The sequence below is a fragment of the Flexithrix dorotheae DSM 6795 genome (assembly GCF_000379765.1).
GTDB lineage: Bacteria > Bacteroidota > Bacteroidia > Cytophagales > Flammeovirgaceae > Flexithrix > Flexithrix dorotheae.
On the sequence record NZ_KB903443.1, the window covers coordinates 115,659 to 133,073 of the forward strand.

12 protein-coding genes are annotated in these 17,415 nt (G+C 38.1%); 8 read left to right on the forward strand and 4 right to left on the reverse strand.

The window, feature by feature from the left end; genetic code table 11:
- Positions 1-322: 322 nt before the first annotated feature.
- Positions 323-1,189: an inositol oxygenase family protein gene (locus A3EM_RS0115955; RefSeq protein ID WP_020529230.1), complete on the forward strand. Its 867-nt coding sequence runs from the start codon at positions 323-325 to the stop codon at positions 1,187-1,189.
- Here A3EM_RS0115955 and A3EM_RS0115960 read toward each other — a convergent pair.
- A complete protein-coding gene (locus A3EM_RS0115960; protein WP_020529231.1) occupies positions 1,178-2,641 on the reverse strand; it encodes an SDR family oxidoreductase in 1,464 nt (487 codons plus the stop codon). The two genes, A3EM_RS0115955 and A3EM_RS0115960, sit on opposite strands and share 12 nt — an antisense overlap.
- A 654-nt stretch (positions 2,642-3,295) precedes the next feature.
- On the opposite strand from A3EM_RS0115960, the gene A3EM_RS0115970 reads away from it, so the two are divergent.
- Together A3EM_RS0115970 and A3EM_RS0115975 are read left to right on the forward strand one after the other, a co-directional pair.
- Positions 3,296-6,526 carry a SusC/RagA family TonB-linked outer membrane protein gene (locus A3EM_RS0115970; RefSeq protein ID WP_020529233.1) on the forward strand — a complete coding sequence of 1,077 codons (3,231 nt, stop codon included), beginning with the start codon at positions 3,296-3,298 and terminating at the stop codon, positions 6,524-6,526.
- 58 nt (positions 6,527-6,584) lie between these two features.
- Entirely contained in the window at positions 6,585-8,012 is a 1,428-nt protein-coding gene (locus A3EM_RS0115975) for a SusD/RagB family nutrient-binding outer membrane lipoprotein (RefSeq protein ID WP_020529234.1), read from the forward strand.
- Positions 8,013-8,183: 171 nt separating this feature from the next.
- Here the strand turns inward: A3EM_RS0115975 and A3EM_RS0115980 are convergent, their stop codons facing one another.
- From A3EM_RS0115980 to A3EM_RS42600, 3 genes are all read right to left on the reverse strand, one after another.
- Positions 8,184-8,690 carry a hypothetical protein gene (locus A3EM_RS0115980; protein WP_020529235.1) on the reverse strand — a complete coding sequence of 169 codons (507 nt, stop codon included), beginning with the start codon at positions 8,688-8,690 and terminating at the stop codon, positions 8,184-8,186.
- 207 nt (positions 8,691-8,897) lie between these two features.
- On the reverse strand, positions 8,898-9,983 hold the full coding sequence (locus A3EM_RS0115985; RefSeq protein WP_020529236.1) for a DUF4401 domain-containing protein: 1,086 nt from the start codon (positions 9,981-9,983) through the stop codon (positions 8,898-8,900).
- Positions 9,984-10,027: 44 nt separating this feature from the next.
- Positions 10,028-11,017 carry a DUF2157 domain-containing protein gene (locus tag A3EM_RS42600; protein ID WP_020529237.1) on the reverse strand — a complete coding sequence of 330 codons (990 nt, stop codon included), beginning with the start codon at positions 11,015-11,017 and terminating at the stop codon, positions 10,028-10,030.
- Between the two features lie 245 nt (positions 11,018-11,262).
- Between A3EM_RS42600 and A3EM_RS0115995 the strand changes: the two genes are divergently transcribed.
- The 5 genes from A3EM_RS0115995 (at position 11,263) to A3EM_RS0116020 (ending at position 17,308) form a co-directional block, all read left to right on the forward strand.
- Positions 11,263-12,267 carry a helix-turn-helix transcriptional regulator gene (locus A3EM_RS0115995; RefSeq protein WP_020529238.1) on the forward strand — a complete coding sequence of 335 codons (1,005 nt, stop codon included), beginning with the start codon at positions 11,263-11,265 and terminating at the stop codon, positions 12,265-12,267.
- Between the two features lie 73 nt (positions 12,268-12,340).
- The gene (locus A3EM_RS0116000; RefSeq protein WP_020529239.1) at positions 12,341-12,880 is read left to right on the forward strand and encodes an NUDIX hydrolase; all 540 of its coding nucleotides are present in this window, start codon (positions 12,341-12,343) and stop codon (positions 12,878-12,880) included.
- A 287-nt stretch (positions 12,881-13,167) separates the two neighbouring features.
- Entirely contained in the window at positions 13,168-13,755 is a 588-nt protein-coding gene (locus A3EM_RS0116005) for an acyl carrier protein phosphodiesterase (protein ID WP_020529240.1), read from the forward strand.
- Positions 13,756-13,962: 207 nt separating this feature from the next.
- A complete protein-coding gene (clpB, locus tag A3EM_RS0116015; protein WP_020529242.1) occupies positions 13,963-16,593 on the forward strand; it encodes an ATP-dependent chaperone ClpB in 2,631 nt (876 codons plus the stop codon).
- Between the two features lie 337 nt (positions 16,594-16,930).
- Complete coding sequence (locus A3EM_RS0116020) at positions 16,931-17,308, forward strand: hypothetical protein (protein ID WP_020529243.1); 378 nt, start codon at positions 16,931-16,933, stop codon at positions 17,306-17,308.
- Positions 17,309-17,415: the final 107 nt, after the last annotated feature.

A 17,415-nucleotide genomic window follows, 5' to 3' on the forward strand; every position in this document is an offset into this window, starting at 1 on the left:
CACCTCAATTTCTAGGAGATCAAATCTCACAAGCCACTCAAATCCAATGAATTAACTACACCATTAAATTTCTCTCCAAAATCTAAGGAGGCGCAAAATAAAGGTAAACCTCAATTATTTACTAATTTTTTATGCAATACTTCCAACCACCAGTCTGACTTTCCCTGCCCTTTATTTTCATGCGTCTAAAAATAGTTTAATTCTTTCTAAAAAATCCTATTGAAAAAAATAAATGTAGCCCTTTCCGGCCAATTCAAAGCAAAGTTTTTTTCAAAAAATTTTATTAAATTGTAGAAATACGTCATCAAATTCAAAACTTAAAATGACTATTCCTGAAAATGAAAAGCAGCCTTTAAAAGATTTGGAAGAATGGGAAGAAGATCTATTAGTGAGATATCCAGATCCGGAAACCAGTAAAACCAAAGCCGAATACCGCGATTACGATAACCCGCAAAGAGATACCGTAAGAGAATTTTACCGGCTCAATCACAAATACCAGACTTATGATTTTGTAGAAGAAAAAGAGAGAAATTTTCTGAAGTTTGATAAAAAAGAAATGCCGGTATGGGAGGCACTTGAATATTTAAATACTTTGGTGGATGATTCCGATCCTGATATTGAGTTGGATCAGTTACAACATTTGCTACAAACTGCCGAGGCCATAAGAGCAGATGGTCACCCCGACTGGTTTGTACTCACTGGTTTTTTGCACGATTTGGGTAAAGTACTTTGTTTGTTTGATGAACCTCAATGGGCAGTGGTAGGCGATACCTTTCCGGTAGGTTGTGCCTTTTCCGAAAAAATTGTTTATCCAGAATTTTTTAATGATAACCCTGATCTGGATAATGTTAATTTCAATTCGCGATATGGCATTTATTCCCCTCATTGTGGACTAAAAAAGGTGAAAATGTCCTGGGGGCATGATGAATATTTATATCAAATGTTTAAAGATTATCTGCCTGAACCTGCACTATACATGATCCGTTATCATTCATTTTATGCACAGCATCGTGAAAATGCCTACGATCATTTAATGGATGATCATGACCGAGAAATGTTTGAATGGGTGAAGCTTTTTAATCCTTATGATTTATATTCTAAAAACCCTGTTCCACCCGATTCCGAAGCACTCAAACCATTTTACCAGGATTTGATCGCCAGGTATCTTCCTCCGGTATTAAGTTTTTAGCAAAATTTTATCCTCAAGGTTGAAATTGACGATATTGTATATCATTTTGTCAAAAATAAAGAAATGAAATGGCATGGTCAGGTACCAATATAACCTTCCCCAAATCCCCAATGGACGGAAAATAGCCCTTTGGTGAAGGTAATTTGTTCCATCCTTTTTTGAAATGGAAAATTCCAGCCAGGCTTCTCCGGGAAGTTTCATTTCAGCATAAAGCAATAATTTTCCTTTTTGCTTATCGGCTAATAAAACCCGCCAAAAATCAACTACATCTCCATTGGAAATATCGGTGGGACTTGTCCGGCCCCTCCGCAAGCCTACTCCTCCAAACAATTTATCGATAAAGCCCCTGATTTTCCAAAGCCATGTAGCATAATACCAGCCTCTTTCCCCTCCTATGGCCCACACATTTTCAATCACCTTTTCAACTTTACCAGTAATCAACAAGCTTTTTTGATCAATAAAACAGCCGTTTGTGGGAGGATTAATATATTCCAGATGTTCTACATCAAAGTTACTGCTACTCAGGGCATCTTTCCAGCTGGATACTACCATATTCTGATCAATTCTTCGAAAAGCCCGAACGACAGCCTCTTTGTAACTCAGTGGATGAATATTGAGGATATTGGCCAGTTTATTATCCCTGGCAATTACATTAATTTTCATGCTATCCACCAAATTGATGGCCAACTTGTAGGAAGTAGCGGTTACAAAATATAGCCAGTAGGAAGAGAGTCTTGGAGTCATGACCGGTACACTAAAAATCCATCGCTTTAGTTTACGAACCTGAGCATATCTCAAAAGCATTTCCTTATAAGTAAGCACCTCAGGACCGGCAATATCAAACGTTTTATTGAGTGTAGCTTCATGCAAAATCACTCCGGTCAGAAATTGAATTACATCGTATATGGCAATTGGCTGGCATTTGGTTTTTACCCACTTCGGAGTGATCATTAAAGGCAGCTTTTCAGCCAAATCTCTGATAATCTCAAAAGAAGCACTTCCCGATCCTACCACAATTCCCGCTCTTAAAATAGTAACCGGGCAATATCCCTGCTTTAGGATTTCTTCCACATTTTTTCTGGAATCCAGATGTTTGGAAAGGTGTTCTTCATTTACAATTCCGCTCAGGTAGATAATCTGCCTGGCCTGGGTTTGATTGATGTACTTTACAAAATTTTCTGCAGTAGCTGTTTCCAGTTTTTGAAAATCTGTAGTAGATGCCGCCATGGAATGGATCAGGTAATAAGCCGCATCTATGTCTTTAGGTAATTTTTCCAAAGACTCGGGCTGTAAAAAATCAGCTTCCACTACGGTTACCCGTTCAGGATAGTCGGAAAATGGGAACCTGGATTTTTCTCTTACCCCACAAATAACTTCATGTCCCTGATCAAGCAATACGGGAAGAAGTCTTTTGCCGATGTAACCTGTTACGCCTGTTAATAAGATTTTCATTTTTAGGAATCTCCTTGGTTTAATATTAACAACAAGCTTCCAACTAAATAGTTTTTACCCCAAAAATTTTCCTGTTTTCCACCAAAGTAAAATTCCCTTAACATTAGCCTGAAGTATGTTAAAATTTTGTGTTGAAATTATCATAAATATGAATTGCTCATGAATTTCCGGTCATTATTATTTAACAAATTGATAAAGGGCTGAAACAAGGAATTCCAGGGCTTACCCAGTTAAATTTGCAAAAAAATCAATCAGACTGAAAACACTAATTTAAATGAAAATCACATCATCAAATTTGTTTGGGAATCCGGTTTAACTACCGGAATAGAACCTGGAGAGGATAATTATCAAAAAAGCTTTTACCAGCGATAATTAACATATGGAATCAATTAAAAAAGGGAAGACGGAGATAAAGTAACAATATACAAACATCTTTTATACTGTCTAATATTCCCGCTTAAATTCCTTGTAATAAAGGAAATAGATTCCTCGATAATTTTTAAACAAGCATAAAAAGTAAAAAGCTGGCAATGTTGTTACAACACTGCCCCTGGAGCAGCATATCCTGTACTATTGGACAAAAAAATCCAATAGTACAACCAGGACTCTATTGCATAAACTGAAACCTATATTTTAATTAAAACCACTTAATTTATGAATGATTCATTACTCTTAAAAAGGCTTCCGGTAAATTTTTTCAGGAAGTTCTACCTATTAATTATCCTGCAAATGGTGGCATTTGCCTCTATCGCTCAGGAAAAAACCTTAACCGGAAAGGTAGCTGATGAAGCGGGAGAAGCCTTACCTGGTGTAAGTGTTTTGGTAAAGGGAACCACTATTGGAACGGTAACAGATATTGAAGGTGCTTTCAAATTGAACGTTCCGGAAAATTCCGAAACGATTTTATTTTCCTATGTTGGATTCCAGTCTATAGAAAGAATGATTGGGGGCCAAAGTAATTTTGAGATTACCTTAATTGAAGACTCCAAACAACTGGACGAAATTGTAGTAACAGCGCTTGGGGTAGAAAGAGAGACAAAAGCCTTAGGCTATTCGGTGCAGGAAGTTCAGGGTAGTGAACTTACCCAGGCAAGGGAAGCCAATGTGGTGAATTCACTTGCTGGTAGAGTGGCTGGTGTTCAGGTGACTGGCGGTAACTCCGGAGTAGGATCGACCGCAATGATTACCATCAGGGGAGAATCCTCATTAATTCCCGGAAATAATTCTCCACTTTTTGTAGTGGATGGTATTCCAATTTCCAACAATACTTCAAGCAATAGTGCTGAAGGAAATATGGAAACTGATTATGGTAATGGTGCTGCAGACATCAACCCTGATGACATCGAATCTATTTCAGTTTTGAAAGGTGCTAATGCAACTGCGCTTTATGGTTCAAGAGGCGCGAATGGTGTAATCATCATTCAGACCAAAACCGGAAAAGGACAAAAGGGAATTGGTGTAAGTGTAAACTCCAATGTAACTTTTGAAAACCCATTAAGAATCCCAAAATATCAGAACTCTTACGGACAGGGTGCCGGTGGAGAATTTGAATTTGGCGATGGTTTTGGTGGTGGTGTAAACGACAATATTGACGAAAGCTGGGGCCCAAAACTGGATGTAAGAGACCCAAGTACTCCAAGTGGATGGAAGGAAATCAAACAACACGATTCTCCAACTGCCAATGGATATAGAGGCGGAGACAGTCACCCAAGTATTGACAGAGGTGCCATTACCCCAACTCCATGGATTTCCCATCCTGATAATATCGAAGACTTTTTTGAAACTGGTGTGACCACTACTAATAATGTGGCCCTTTCTTCTTCTAATGATGAAGCAAGTTTCAGGTTATCTTATACTGATTTAAGAAATACGGGAATTTTGCCCAATACTGACCTGATGAGAAATACCCTTGCTTTCAGTACAGAATACAAATTAACAGACTGGTTTAAGGCCTCTGCTTCTGTGAATTATGTAGATAGCCGCAGTAATAACAGACCAAATAACTCCTATGGTACTGAGAACATCATGTATTTGTGGGTATGGTTTGGCCGTCAGATTGACATGAATAGTTTAAGAGATTACTGGCAGCCGGGTTTGGAAGGGGTGCAGCAGTTTAACTATAACTACAACTGGCATGACAACCCCTATTTAACCATGCATGAAAATACCAATGCTTTCGACAGAGACAGGTTATTCGGAAACTTCAGACTTGATTTTGACCTAACCAAAGACCTGAAATTAATGATGAGAGCAGGAACGGATTTTTATAATGAATTAAGGGTTGGGAAAAGAGCTTTTTCTACTCAAAGATTTGCCAGAGGTCAGTACAGAGAAGACAAACTTTTCTATGAAGAAAGAAATTATGACTTCCTTTTTACGTACAACAAAGCACTTAGCAGTAATTGGAATTTAACGGCCTCATTTGGTGGAAATAGAAGAGAAAATGTAAACAGATATAACAGAATAAGCGCAAATGAGCTAAATGTACCAAATGTTTACAATTTCGAAAACAGTAGAATTCCATTGGCAAAAACGCAATTCGATTCGGAGAAAAGAGTAAACAGTCTTTATGGATTTGCCAATCTGGCCTATAAAAACATGGTGTTCCTTGACATCACCGGAAGAAATGACTGGTCAAGTACCTTACCACAAGGACAATGGTCATATTTCTACCCATCTGTCTCCCTTAGTGGAATTGTTTCTGATATGGTTACTTTCCCAGACTTCATCTCCTTCTTTAAGTTAAGAGCAGGATGGGCACAAGTAGGAAATGACACTGATCCTTACCAATTAGTGGGTGGATATAACTTCCTTGAGCCATTTGGAGGTACCCCAAGAGTAAGTGAATCAAGTACTTTGAAAAATGACAAGTTAAAGCCGGAAGAGGCCTCTTCAATTGAATTAGGAACTGATATCAGATTCTTTAATGGAAGGTTAGGGGTTGATTTCACTTATTACAAAACCAACACGAAGAATCAGATTCTTCAGGTGCCTTTGGATATTACTTCAGGATATAGTGCAGGGGTGATTAACGCTGGTGAAATAGAAAACCAGGGGATTGAGGCGATGATCAATGTAGCGGCTATTCAATCCAACTCTGGATTCAACTGGAATATTGGGGTGAATTATACCAGAAACAGAGGAAAAGTATTGAGTCTTACGGATGAGTTGAAAACTTACCAGATTTCTTCTAACTATGTTCAGGTGTTGGCTAAGGTAGGAGAAAGAATGGGTGATGTTTACGGTACTGGCTTCCAGACTGTACAGGAAGGCGAATACAAAGGTCAGGTGATTCATGATGAAAATGGTTTTGCTAAAAGGGATAACACCCTGAAAAATCTTGGAAATTACAATCCTGATTTTATGGTTGGTTTAAACAATTCCTTCCGATACAAAGGATTTAATTTCGATTTCCTTTTCGATTACAGACATGGCGGGGTGGTGAATTCAAGAACTGTTCTGATTGGTGGTACTTCCGGTATGATGGATTTCACTGCAGTAGGTAGAGAAGAGGGAATTATTTCGGAGGGTGTAATTCAAAATGAAGATGGATCTTTCCGACCAAATGATGTGAGAATTAGTGGCAGAGATTATTACTGGTGGAGATACAACAGAGGAAATGAAGAAGTGGGTATGTACGATGCTACCTTCCTGAAGCTTAGAGAGGTAAAATTTGGGTACACTTTCAAAAAATCATTGTTTGGTGGAGTGGTAAACAATCTGTCTCTTGCGGTAGTGGGAAGAAACCTTGCTTTATGGACAGAAAATCCTCACTTCGATCCTGAAACGCTGTCTTTTAATGGAGGAACAATTGTGCCGGGTGTTGAAGATATGGCTACTCCAAGCTCAAGAAGTGTTGGATTTAACTTAAGCTTTAAATTATAATTTGTTTTTGAGGAATGGCTTTTTAGCAATCCTTTAAATCTCATTAAAAAAATAAATAATGAAAAAGATATTATTAATCAGCTGGATCATGATATGCCTTGGAGCATGTACCAGCCAATTTGAAGAAATTAATACAAACCCAAATATTCCAATCAATGTCACTCCGGATTTATTACTTTCTCAGGTAATTTATGTTGGAGCAAATGAAACTGCATTGGCTTCCTGGAATAAAGGTAATATTATAGCCCAACATACTGCAAAAATTAACTTCACCGATTTCGATAGATATTTATGGGGAAGTGAATCAGGTCTTTGGAATACTTACTATGGCAACTTAAGGGATATTAAAAACCTGGAGGAGATAAGTATTGAACTGGGAAACCAAAGCTATCAGGCAATGGCTCTGGTCATGAAAGCCTGGACTTTTTCTTTACTAACTGACAATTGGGGGGATATTCCTTATTCTGAGGCAATCAGTGGTAAATCTGATGGAATTTTCCAGACTAAATATGATGCTCAGGAAGATATTTACAATGGCATTCTTGCGGACCTGGCTACTGCTAACGAACTTTTCAAAAGTGGACAAGGCATCCAGGGAGGAGACCTGCTTTTTGATGGCGATATTGAAAACTGGAGAAAGTTTACCAATGCTTTAAGGATCAGATTTCTGGTAAGAATCTCCAACAAAAAAGATGTGAGTGCAGAATTACAGTCTATTGTTGCCAATGAGCCAATTTTTGAAGGAAACGAAGATAATGCGGTAATGGAGTATTATGGATCGCAGCCCAGTACCTGGCCTGTACACGTATACAGAGTAGGTTCTTTCGATGAATACAGACTAAGCCACACCATAGAAGACCGGTTGAACCAATTTAATGACGAAAGATTATCAAGATGGTTTCGGCCAACTGATGCAAGCATTGGTTCAGCTGATCCGGTATTCTCCGGCATGCCTAATGGTTTGAGTGAAAATAATGCGTCCACTTACAATGGCGGGGCATTAAACGTTTCCCGATGCGGGCAAATTCTTTATGAAGAGCCAAATGCCGTAGATGCCATTGTAATGACCTATGGGGAATTACAATTCTTATTAGCGGAAGCTGCACAAAAAGAATGGATTTCCGGTGATGCCAAAACATTTTATGAAAATGGTGTAAAAGCCTCTTTCGAATACTGGGAAGTAGCTCAGGACACAGATGCTTACTTAGCACAGGACGGTGTAGCATACGATGGAAAATTGGAAACCATTATAACTCAAAAATGGATCAATTCCTTCCTTACCGGCTTTGAAGGATGGTATGATTTTAGACGAACCGGACTTCCTTCATTTATCCAGCCTGGTCCTGACAATGTAAATGGAGATGAAGTTCCTGTTAGATTTTTATACCCTGATGACCAACAAACGCTGAATGGTGACAATTACCAGGAAGCCATTTCAAGGCAGGGTGCCGATGACATCAATACCAAAATGTGGTCAATAAAATAATTACTTTTTAATCCAAAAAGTAAATGGATTTATAAGTTGCTTTTTGTCTTTAGTTTAAAACTTACTCAAGGGAATTCCATCGGGATTCCCTTGTTTTTTTATGTTCTTAGTTGTCTAATTTTACAATTTTTACCTCAATAGATTTAATAAGAATGAAGGAACTAAAAAACTTTACTCCACAACAGACTTATAAACAAACAAATTCGCAAAATAACCGGAAACCTCCTCACCTGTTTCACTTTTTATTCTAAGGGCAAGGTCAATTTTTTTAGAAGGGAAATAACGCAGAATATTTCTGGTAAACACCGGATCGAAACTGCCTGAGCGGCTGGTCAATCGGGAATTAATAATCGGAACATTATCGGTTAGGTTAAACAACTCCACATACACCTGGCCTTCACTGTCGTTTGCACTGATCATGGGGGAAAAGACAATAGAATCCAGTGCTGAATAATGTCTGATATCAAAGTTTTTAAGATAATGTTCCTCAGCACCAGCCAAATCCCAAACGGTAGAGCGGGTATGAAACAAACCTCCAAATCTAAGGCTTTCTGTTTGATTCGATTTTTGAGGCTGAAGTAAAGGAGCCGGTAAAACCCTGGGACTAAAAACATCAGATTCACAGGAAGAAATGAAAGCTAAAATAATAAGGAGAAGAGGGTAAACATTCTTTTGCATTAGATGTGAATGGAATATGAATAAAAAATATTTCAGTTCACATAAAATTAACAATAAAGACATGTTAAATTAAAACGAAAAGAGGGATTTTTTCCCTTTTCACTAAAAACTTAACATTGGAAAATCCTGAACTGTCTCGATAGAGGAATTTGCCTTTGTATCCTCAAAACGCTTTATTGGCGATTTTCACAAATCTGAAGACTTTACTCATATCCCCTCCACTCTGAAAATATAATTCAAAATATACCGCCCACTAAAAAACAATACACCAGAAGTAAATAACAATGATGACTTAATGAGGAGGGTTGTGTTGAGATTGTAATAAAAGGCACTCATAAAATAAATAAGGCAAAGGAGTCCCAGGCCAAGCGTGATTTTATGACCTTTATAAAACCCTATTAGTAATATCAACAGAGAAGCCGCCAGGCCGGGAGCTATAAAGCTGGGTAATAAAAGCGCTATAGAAAGCCCTAGAATGAGATAATAATGTCTGTTCAGTTGAAAATGCTTTAAAATATGATGGACGGTATACAAACAACAGGCAATTAAGAAAATGGAAGAAATCCACCACAAATTCACTTCAGCGATTTCAGAATACCAATCCTTATTAACTGTAAATGCTAAAATTACAATCAGGGAAGTCATGATGGCATATAAAACAGGGAAATAATTCTGAAAAGCCAGCTTATGTTTTTTTAGTATATCAATTTCATAAAGCCATAAAAAAGTAAAGCTCATTGCCAGGATTCCCACAATGAAATGTACCACTTCATAAAGCTTTTCTATCCCGAAAAAACTGAGTAAAAAAATGTTGATCAACAACAGGGAAAGGAATTTTTGCAGGGGATTTAAGGTAAAGTAGAATATGATGGCTTCCACTAAAACGCCTGCCCAAAAAAGGTAATGCCATTGGCTTCCACTAAAAAGCTCACTGGTCCCAACTCCTGCAATAATCAAAATCTGGCCAATTATACCCATAGCAAGGGTAAAAGGCTCTAAAAATATAGATTTCCGAAACTTATGAGAGCCAATCACCGCACTAATGGTAAGAGACAATCCCACCAGAAATAAACCTGAAGTGGATTCAAACAACTGTACTAAAAACAGAAAACCCATAAACAAACAGGCCCCAATCCATGCACCTATTATGGAAAATATTTTTACAGACCAGCCTCCCACATCCTTTTCTTCTCCCAGGGTATCCAAAAAATCTTCTTTTTCCGTAAATCCGGTTTCAATCCCCTCTTCCTGAAGGGAGTCTGTCATTTTTTTGATGGTTAAATTATTTTCCATTTCTTCTTATTTGATTCAGAATTTTGATCCAGCGTTTCCACTTTTTATTCTACCTCTTCTTTCCATTGTTTTCCCAACCTTACGAATTGCCAAACCAACAATACCGTCATAGCAATACTAAAAAATCCAGAAAGGAAAAATGCCTCAAGATCATCCGGAGCTTTTTCAAAAATCAGAAAATTGATAACAGAAATGAGGGAAATGGCCAGTAAAACCAAGATAAAAAGATCCCGGATAATTTTGGTATAAATGAAATAGCATACGGGTATCATTAGTACATACATCACCCCGCCCAAAACTTCCGGCCATTTGTGAAAACTATTGTCAATTCCCGAATTGGTTAAAACAGTGAGGATTAATATTGGGGCCATCGCCACAATTCTGGGAAACCAACGGGCCCTGGAGAAACTTTTCTGATGATAAGAAAACCATTCCCAAACCAACAGGACAACTCCGTTTATTCCCAATAACACCACAAATAACTCGGTTTCTTCATCGTGCCTTAATACCTGCTCGGCATAAAGTACTACCGTGGTATTGATTAAAATCAAATAAATCAACCACAAGAGCGGGAAGCGACTAATTATTACCCAAATAGTTACTACCAGAGTCCAGTTGAGAAAAAAATCGTAGGCATTGGCTCCGGTTTGGTAAATTTGTCCAAAAGTGGCGAATAATGCTCCTGTAATCAAAACCAGGGCAGTCAGTCCGATTTTAAAGGCAAAAGTTTCTGGTTTTTTAAAAAAGATAAACAGGGCTACTCCGATTATACCAGCCTCGATCAGGCCCAACTTGAAAAACTTATGCATTTCGGTCCAATTGTAGGCAAAAAAGAAGATAATCCCACACACGGAAAACACCACTCCCAACACCATCAAAGACTGATTTAAAAACTTCAGCCAGGCTTTTTCATTAGGATAAATTCCCGTTTGACTGAATAAATCCCTACCCTTTTCTTTCCGGATAATATGATTGGCAATTAGGTAGTGAATAACTTTTCGTGTAACTTTCTTTTGCTGTGTTTTTTCCTCCATTAAGCTCCTTTAAATATTTTTGTTGGCAATATCATACCCCTGGCAAACAGAATTTAATTCTTCAAGGTAGTGACAATTAGGATGTTTTTATAAATTTAGGCATGATAAAGTTCAGGAATTTTATTCAATGCCTCTTTTTTTGGTAAAATTCCATCTCTTTATCAACCAGTTAGGACAAAATTGAATAATTTTAACTTTGTCTGATTTCTAATTAAAATAACCTTTTAAATTCCTTAAAACAGACTATGCCAAGCAGCAAACTAGCTTTTTTCAGGTATTTACTTATTGACAGAATGTTGCGGGACAAGCAACATCAGTATCCTACCAAGCAGGATCTTTTAGAAGCCTGTGAGGAAAAATTTGGGGTGCGATCCATTTCCACCATCGAAAAAGACCTGAATGCCATGCGGCTGGAATTCGATGCGCCTGTTGAATATAATAAAAGAATGAAAGGGTATTATTATGCAGATCCTTCTTTCAAGCTTCTTTCCGTAAATCTCACTGAAGAAAACCTGGTAGCACTGGGTTTTGTGGAAACATTTCTGGAAGAATTCAGGTTTATGCCCATTTTCGGAGAATTTTCCAATGCGATTGACAAAGTACTTGACGGGCTGGAAATCACCCGAAACTTTGGCAGGGATTCCATGGCAGTGGATAAATTTATCCAGATTGATAAATCTCCCTATTTCAAAGGCAGCGACAATTTAAGTCAGTTGATTCAGGTAATTGCCGACCAGCATGTCATCCAGATTGAATACAGGAAATTTAATGCAGAAAAGGACAAGGCCTATACGGTTCATCCTTATTTGCTGAAGGAGTTTAAAAACCTCTGGTATCTGGTAGGCTATGTCGTGGAATACAAAGAAGTCCGGACTTTTGGAGTAGACAGAATCACCAGTTTTGCCAAACTGGAAGAGACCTACCTACCCAAGGAGAAAGTAGGTTTTGACGCAGATAATTTCTTCAAGAACTGTTATGGGATTACTGCTCTTAATGAAAAACATGGAAAAATTGTACTTTCATTTACGCCATTTTTGGGCAATTATGTAAAAGCCCAACCCATTCATAGTTCACAAAACATTGTACTGGATAATGATGAGGAACTCAGGATTGAACTGGATTTGGTATTCAACTTTGAATTAAAAAATCTGATTTTGGGTTATGGCAATGCGGTGAAAGTTTTAGAGCCCGCTCCAGTGAGGGAAGAAATAAAAAAGGAGCTTTTAAAAGCTGCTCAGCAGTATGACTAGGTCATTTTGCTTCATCTGACCTCTTCCTCATTCGGTTTCAGTTACAAACTTTAGCCAATTAGCTAATTTTAAAATGCACAGAAAAAAACTACTCGACCAGCTTCAAAGTTATACTACAACTGATTCCCATGAACAAGCTATGCTGGAAAGCACTATTTCCTTTGTTCAGGAAAATGAAGATTGTTTTTTAAGATCGAACCTGAAGGGACAGGTGACTGGTTCGGCCTGGATTATTGATCCATCGAAAACATTTGCCCTGTTTATCCATCATAAAAAGCTTGAAAAATGGTTGCAGCCTGGCGGCCACAGTGATGGAGATGGTGATATTTTGAATGTGGCTTTAAAAGAAGCTGAGGAAGAAACCGGTCTTCAAAATTTTGTGAAGGTCAATCGGGAAATATTCGATATTGATGTGCATGAGATTCCCGAAAGAAAAGGAGTTCCGGCACATTTTCATTATGATGTCAGATTTGCATTCATGGCGGATAAATCGCAGCAACTGGTGATCAGTGATGAGTCCATTGATTTGAAATGGATTGCCCTGGATGAAATTCCTGATTTCAATAATGAAGAATCTATTCTTAGATTAGTGAGAAAAACAAAAGGGCTGTAATAATTCCTATGGTATCAGTTTAATACTTGCAATGGAATTGTGAGACTTTAAAAACCTTCCCCTAACCCCTTCTGGAAGGGGTCGGGGGAAGGATAGAAGTTACTTATTTTAATTTAAGCCTTTGTGTTTACGAAAATGTAGGGTTTCCGCACCAAAATTTTCTAAGCTGCATAAATCACCCGATACGGTTTTATTTTTACAGTATTTCAAGTTATTTCTATCTTATTTCAAAAATTGGAACTATAGCCAGTCCTCATTATATTTATCTTTCTACATAAACAACACTTATGAATTTCCTTGCTCATATATATCTTTCCCAAAACTCTGATTTGCTGATGATCGGTAACTTTATTGGGGATTTTGTGAAAGGGAAAAAGTATCTGAATTATGAGGAGGAAATTCAAAAAGGGATTCTCATCCACCGAAAAATTGATTATTACACGGATACGCACCCGGTGGTAAAAGAAAGTATCAACAGACTCAGACCCCGGTTCGGGCGCTATTCGGGCATTATTGTAGATGTATTCTATGACCACTTTCTGGCAGCCAACTGGGACAATTATCATATGGATGACCTAGAAACTTTTAGCCAGAATGTGTATGAGGTTTTCACCACCCACCAGGAAATTTTACCCCTAAAAGTCCAAAATTTTTTACCATACATGGTGAGCCAGAACTGGCTTTTAAACTATGCGCAATTCTGGGGCATTCAAAAGTCCCTCCAGGGAATTGACAGAAGAACACTGGAACCCACCCAACTTGAATTAGCCCTTCATGACCTGGAAAAAGATTATCAGGCATTTCTCTCCGACTTTCAGCAATTTTTCCCGGATATTCAGGAATATGTGAATGGATTGGTTCTTCCGGGAAAATAAATCTCAATTACTGAAATTCTGTCACTTAAAAACCTATAAATTACTGATAATCAGGAAATTTTGTCTGAATATTTATTTACCTCCGTGTTAAAATGACAGAAAACATATGAAAATTCCCCAATGGAAGGTATTTTGATAAAAGGTTTATTGAAACACTTTCTCTGGACCACCAGAGAGTGTATTTTTTCAGCCAAAAATTTATAAGTCATGAATTTCAACAATTATACAATTAAATCTCAGGAGGCTATTCAGAAAGCTGCTGATATAGCCCAGGCCAACCAACAGCAGATCATTGAAAGTGGTCATTTGCTGAAGGGAATTATGGCAGTAGATGAAAATTTGACTTCCTTTATTATCAAAAAACTGAACATAAATAAAAGTTATCTGGAAGATCAGCTGGAAGCAATTGTTACAGCTTATCCAAAGTCAAATGCACAAAATCCTTATTTCTCTAATGATCTGGCTAAAATTTTTAGTAAAGCAGAGAAATATAAAGGAGAATTTAAGGACGATTTTATTGCCATAGAACATATTTTGCTGGCTATTTTACAGCAAAATGACAAGGTGGGCAGTCTGCTAAAAGGACTCGGTTTTAATGAAAAACACCTCAAAATTGCCATTCAGGAATTGAGAGGAGGAGACCATGTAAAAGATCCGAATGCAGAAGCCAAATACAAATCTTTAGAAAGATACTCGCAGAATTTAAACAAACTGGCAAAATCCGGGAAGCTCGACCCAATAATCGGAAGAGATGATGAAATCAGGCGGGTTTTACAAATTTTATCCAGAAGGACTAAGAATAATCCAATGCTAGTGGGAACTCCGGGTGTGGGAAAAACAGCCATTGCCGAAGGACTTGCCCAGCGAATAGTAGATGGAGATGTGCCTGAAAACCTGAAAAACATAGAAATTGTAGCCCTGGATATGGGACTTTTGGTGGCTGGCGCCAAGTATAAAGGTGAATTTGAGGAAAGATTGAAATCAGTCATCAAGGAAGTAGTGGATGCACAGGGGCAAATCGTGCTCTTCATTGATGAAATCCACACATTGATTGGAGCCGGATCTGGTGGAGATGGGGCCATGGATGCAGCCAACTTGTTAAAACCTGCACTGGCAAGGGGAGAACTCAGGTCTATTGGGGCCACTACCCTGGATGAATACCAAAAGTATATTGAGAAGGATAAGGCACTGGAAAGAAGATTCCAGACCGTAATGATTAATGAGCCTTCTGTCCCGGATGCCATTTCTATTCTGAGAGGAATTAAGGAAAAATATGAGGTGCATCATGGGGTAAGGATAAAAGATGATGCCATCATTGCCTCAGTGGAACTTTCTAATCGGTACATAACCGAAAGGTATTTGCCTGACAAGGCCATTGACTTAATGGATGAAGCTGCCTCTAAAATGAGAATCGAAATTGATTCTTTACCTGAAGAACTGGACGAGATTCAGCGGAAAATTATGCAGCTGGAAATTGAAAGGGAGGCCATTAGAAGGGAAAAAGACAAGGAAAAAGAAAGTATTTTATCCAAGGAAATCGCTGAATTATCCGAAACCAAAAACAGCTTAACTGCCAAATGGAAAAGTGAGAAGGAAGTCATTGAAGGGATACAGAAAGCCAAGGAAGATATCGAGCATTTTAAAGTGGAGGCAGAAAGGGCTGAAAGAGAAGGAGATTATGGTGCGGTAGCGGAAATCAGGTATGGGAAAATTAAGGCGGCCGAAGAAAAACTGGAAGAATTGCAAAATCAGTTACCGGATAAACTTGGTAACAAACCGCTTTTAAAAGAGGAAGTTACAGCTGAAGATATTGCCGATGTGGTTTCTAAGTGGACCGGGATTCCGGTGAATAAAATGTTGCAAAGTGATCGGGAAAAACTATTGCATCTGGAGACTGAATTGGGCAGAAGAGTTGCCGGACAAAAAGAGGCGATTAGTGCCATTTCAGATGCGGTAAGAAGAAGCCGGGCTGGTTTGCAGGACCCTAAAAGACCGATTGGTTCATTTATCTTCCTGGGAACAACTGGTGTGGGTAAAACGGAGTTAGCCAAAGCTTTGGCCGATTACCTGTTCAATGATGAAAATGCAATGGTGAGAATCGATATGTCGGAGTTTCAGGAAAGGCATGCGGTGAGCAGGCTAATAGGCGCACCTCCCGGATATGTGGGATATGATGAAGGTGGACAGTTGACCGAAGCTGTGAGAAGGAAGCCTTATTCGGTAGTGTTACTGGATGAGATTGAGAAAGCGCACCCGGATGTATTCAACATCTTGTTGCAAGTGCTTGACGATGGCAGGCTGACAGATAATAAAGGACGTGTGGCGAATTTTAGAAATACCATTATTATCATGACGTCCAATATTGGCTCACATATTATTATGGAAAGTTTCGGTAAAATGAATGAGACCAATAAGGAAGAAGTAATTGCCGAAACCAAAAGTGAGGTTTTTGATTTACTGAAGCGATCGGTTAGGCCGGAGTTCCTGAACAGGATTGATGAATTGATTATGTTCCAGCCATTAACCAAGAAAGATATCAGGAAAATTGTGGAGATTCAGTTTAAAGAAATCCAGAAAAGACTGAATGAGTCGGGTATTGTGTTGGAAGCTTCCCCTGAAGTGATGGATATGGTAGGAGAAGTTGGTTTTGATCCTCAATATGGGGCAAGGCCACTGAAACGAGTTTTGCAGAATATAGTACTTAATGAACTCTCGAAAGAGATTCTGGCAGGAAAAATCTCCAAAGATTCCGTGGTGGGAATTACACTGGATGACAATAAACAGATTAAATTTTTCAATGTGGATAGTGTGGATCTGGATAATTATTCTGAGAATTGAAATTAGGAAAAGGATGCTTCGGCATCCTTTTTTTGTTTAATTCCTTATTTCTGGTTCAAAGCTATCTCTTAGACTTTTTTATCTAAACAGCGTCTAAATGTTATTGGAAATGCGTTCGAAATTCAGCAAGACATTGAAAATCATATTCTAGCACAAGTGAACAATTGGGTTAAGATTACAGAATATTATTCAAAAAAGATAATACAGGAATTTTCCCCATTTTCCTCAAGAATTAGTTACATAAATTTATATTTACAACTCATACAATTACAACATAAAAGCACTAGCCATAAAAAAGGGTAATTGCCCTAAAATTTTTTAACTCAATTCGAAAAAAATGAACCCAAAATTTAAATCCATACTTAAGAAAATTATTTTTGGCGTAATCGGAATATTAATTCTGGTATTTTTATTTTTCTACTTTGCCAACTACAGTTCAGGCACACGTGGCGGTATCGTAATGAAAATTAGCAAAAGAGGGGTATTATTTAAAACACATGAAGGCCAGCTGGATGTAGGCACAATCAATGATCCCTGGGATTTTTCAGTAGATCCTGGAAAAGAGGAGGTTTTAGAAGCCCTAAATGAAGCACAAATTTCCGGTGAAAGAGTGCAACTGCACTATCAGGAAAAATTCACCAAATTTTTCTGGAGAGGTGATACCAAATACTTTGTCACAAAAGTAGAGAAGCTGAATAAAAGGGAATCGGAGTAAAATTCCTGCCCCTTTTTATTTCCATTAAACCATTTAATCTTAACCACTATCTATCACGTTTATGAGAGCCCATTGCTTTGCTTTTATTTTTATTTGTTCAACTTTCC

What these genes read in the sequence shown, in the direction of transcription:
- A3EM_RS0115955 (WP_020529230.1), top strand. Translation starts at nt 323, where the DNA reads ATGACTATTCCTGAAAATGAAAAGCAGCCTTTAAAAGATTTGGAAGAA.
- A3EM_RS0115960 (WP_020529231.1), bottom strand. Translation starts at nt 2,641, where the DNA reads ATGAAAATCTTATTAACAGGCGTAACAGGTTACATCGGCAAAAGACTT.
- A3EM_RS0115970 (WP_020529233.1), top strand. Translation starts at nt 3,296, where the DNA reads ATGAATGATTCATTACTCTTAAAAAGGCTTCCGGTAAATTTTTTCAGG.
- A3EM_RS0115975 (WP_020529234.1), top strand. Translation starts at nt 6,585, where the DNA reads ATGAAAAAGATATTATTAATCAGCTGGATCATGATATGCCTTGGAGCA.
- A3EM_RS0115980 (WP_020529235.1), bottom strand. Translation starts at nt 8,690, where the DNA reads ATGCAAAAGAATGTTTACCCTCTTCTCCTTATTATTTTAGCTTTCATT.
- A3EM_RS0115985 (WP_020529236.1), bottom strand. Translation starts at nt 9,983, where the DNA reads ATGGAAAATAATTTAACCATCAAAAAAATGACAGACTCCCTTCAGGAA.
- A3EM_RS42600 (WP_020529237.1), bottom strand. Translation starts at nt 11,017, where the DNA reads ATGGAGGAAAAAACACAGCAAAAGAAAGTTACACGAAAAGTTATTCAC.
- A3EM_RS0115995 (WP_020529238.1), top strand. Translation starts at nt 11,263, where the DNA reads ATGCCAAGCAGCAAACTAGCTTTTTTCAGGTATTTACTTATTGACAGA.
- A3EM_RS0116000 (WP_020529239.1), top strand. Translation starts at nt 12,341, where the DNA reads ATGCACAGAAAAAAACTACTCGACCAGCTTCAAAGTTATACTACAACT.
- A3EM_RS0116005 (WP_020529240.1), top strand. Translation starts at nt 13,168, where the DNA reads ATGAATTTCCTTGCTCATATATATCTTTCCCAAAACTCTGATTTGCTG.
- clpB (WP_020529242.1), top strand. Translation starts at nt 13,963, where the DNA reads ATGAATTTCAACAATTATACAATTAAATCTCAGGAGGCTATTCAGAAA.
- A3EM_RS0116020 (WP_020529243.1), top strand. Translation starts at nt 16,931, where the DNA reads ATGAACCCAAAATTTAAATCCATACTTAAGAAAATTATTTTTGGCGTA.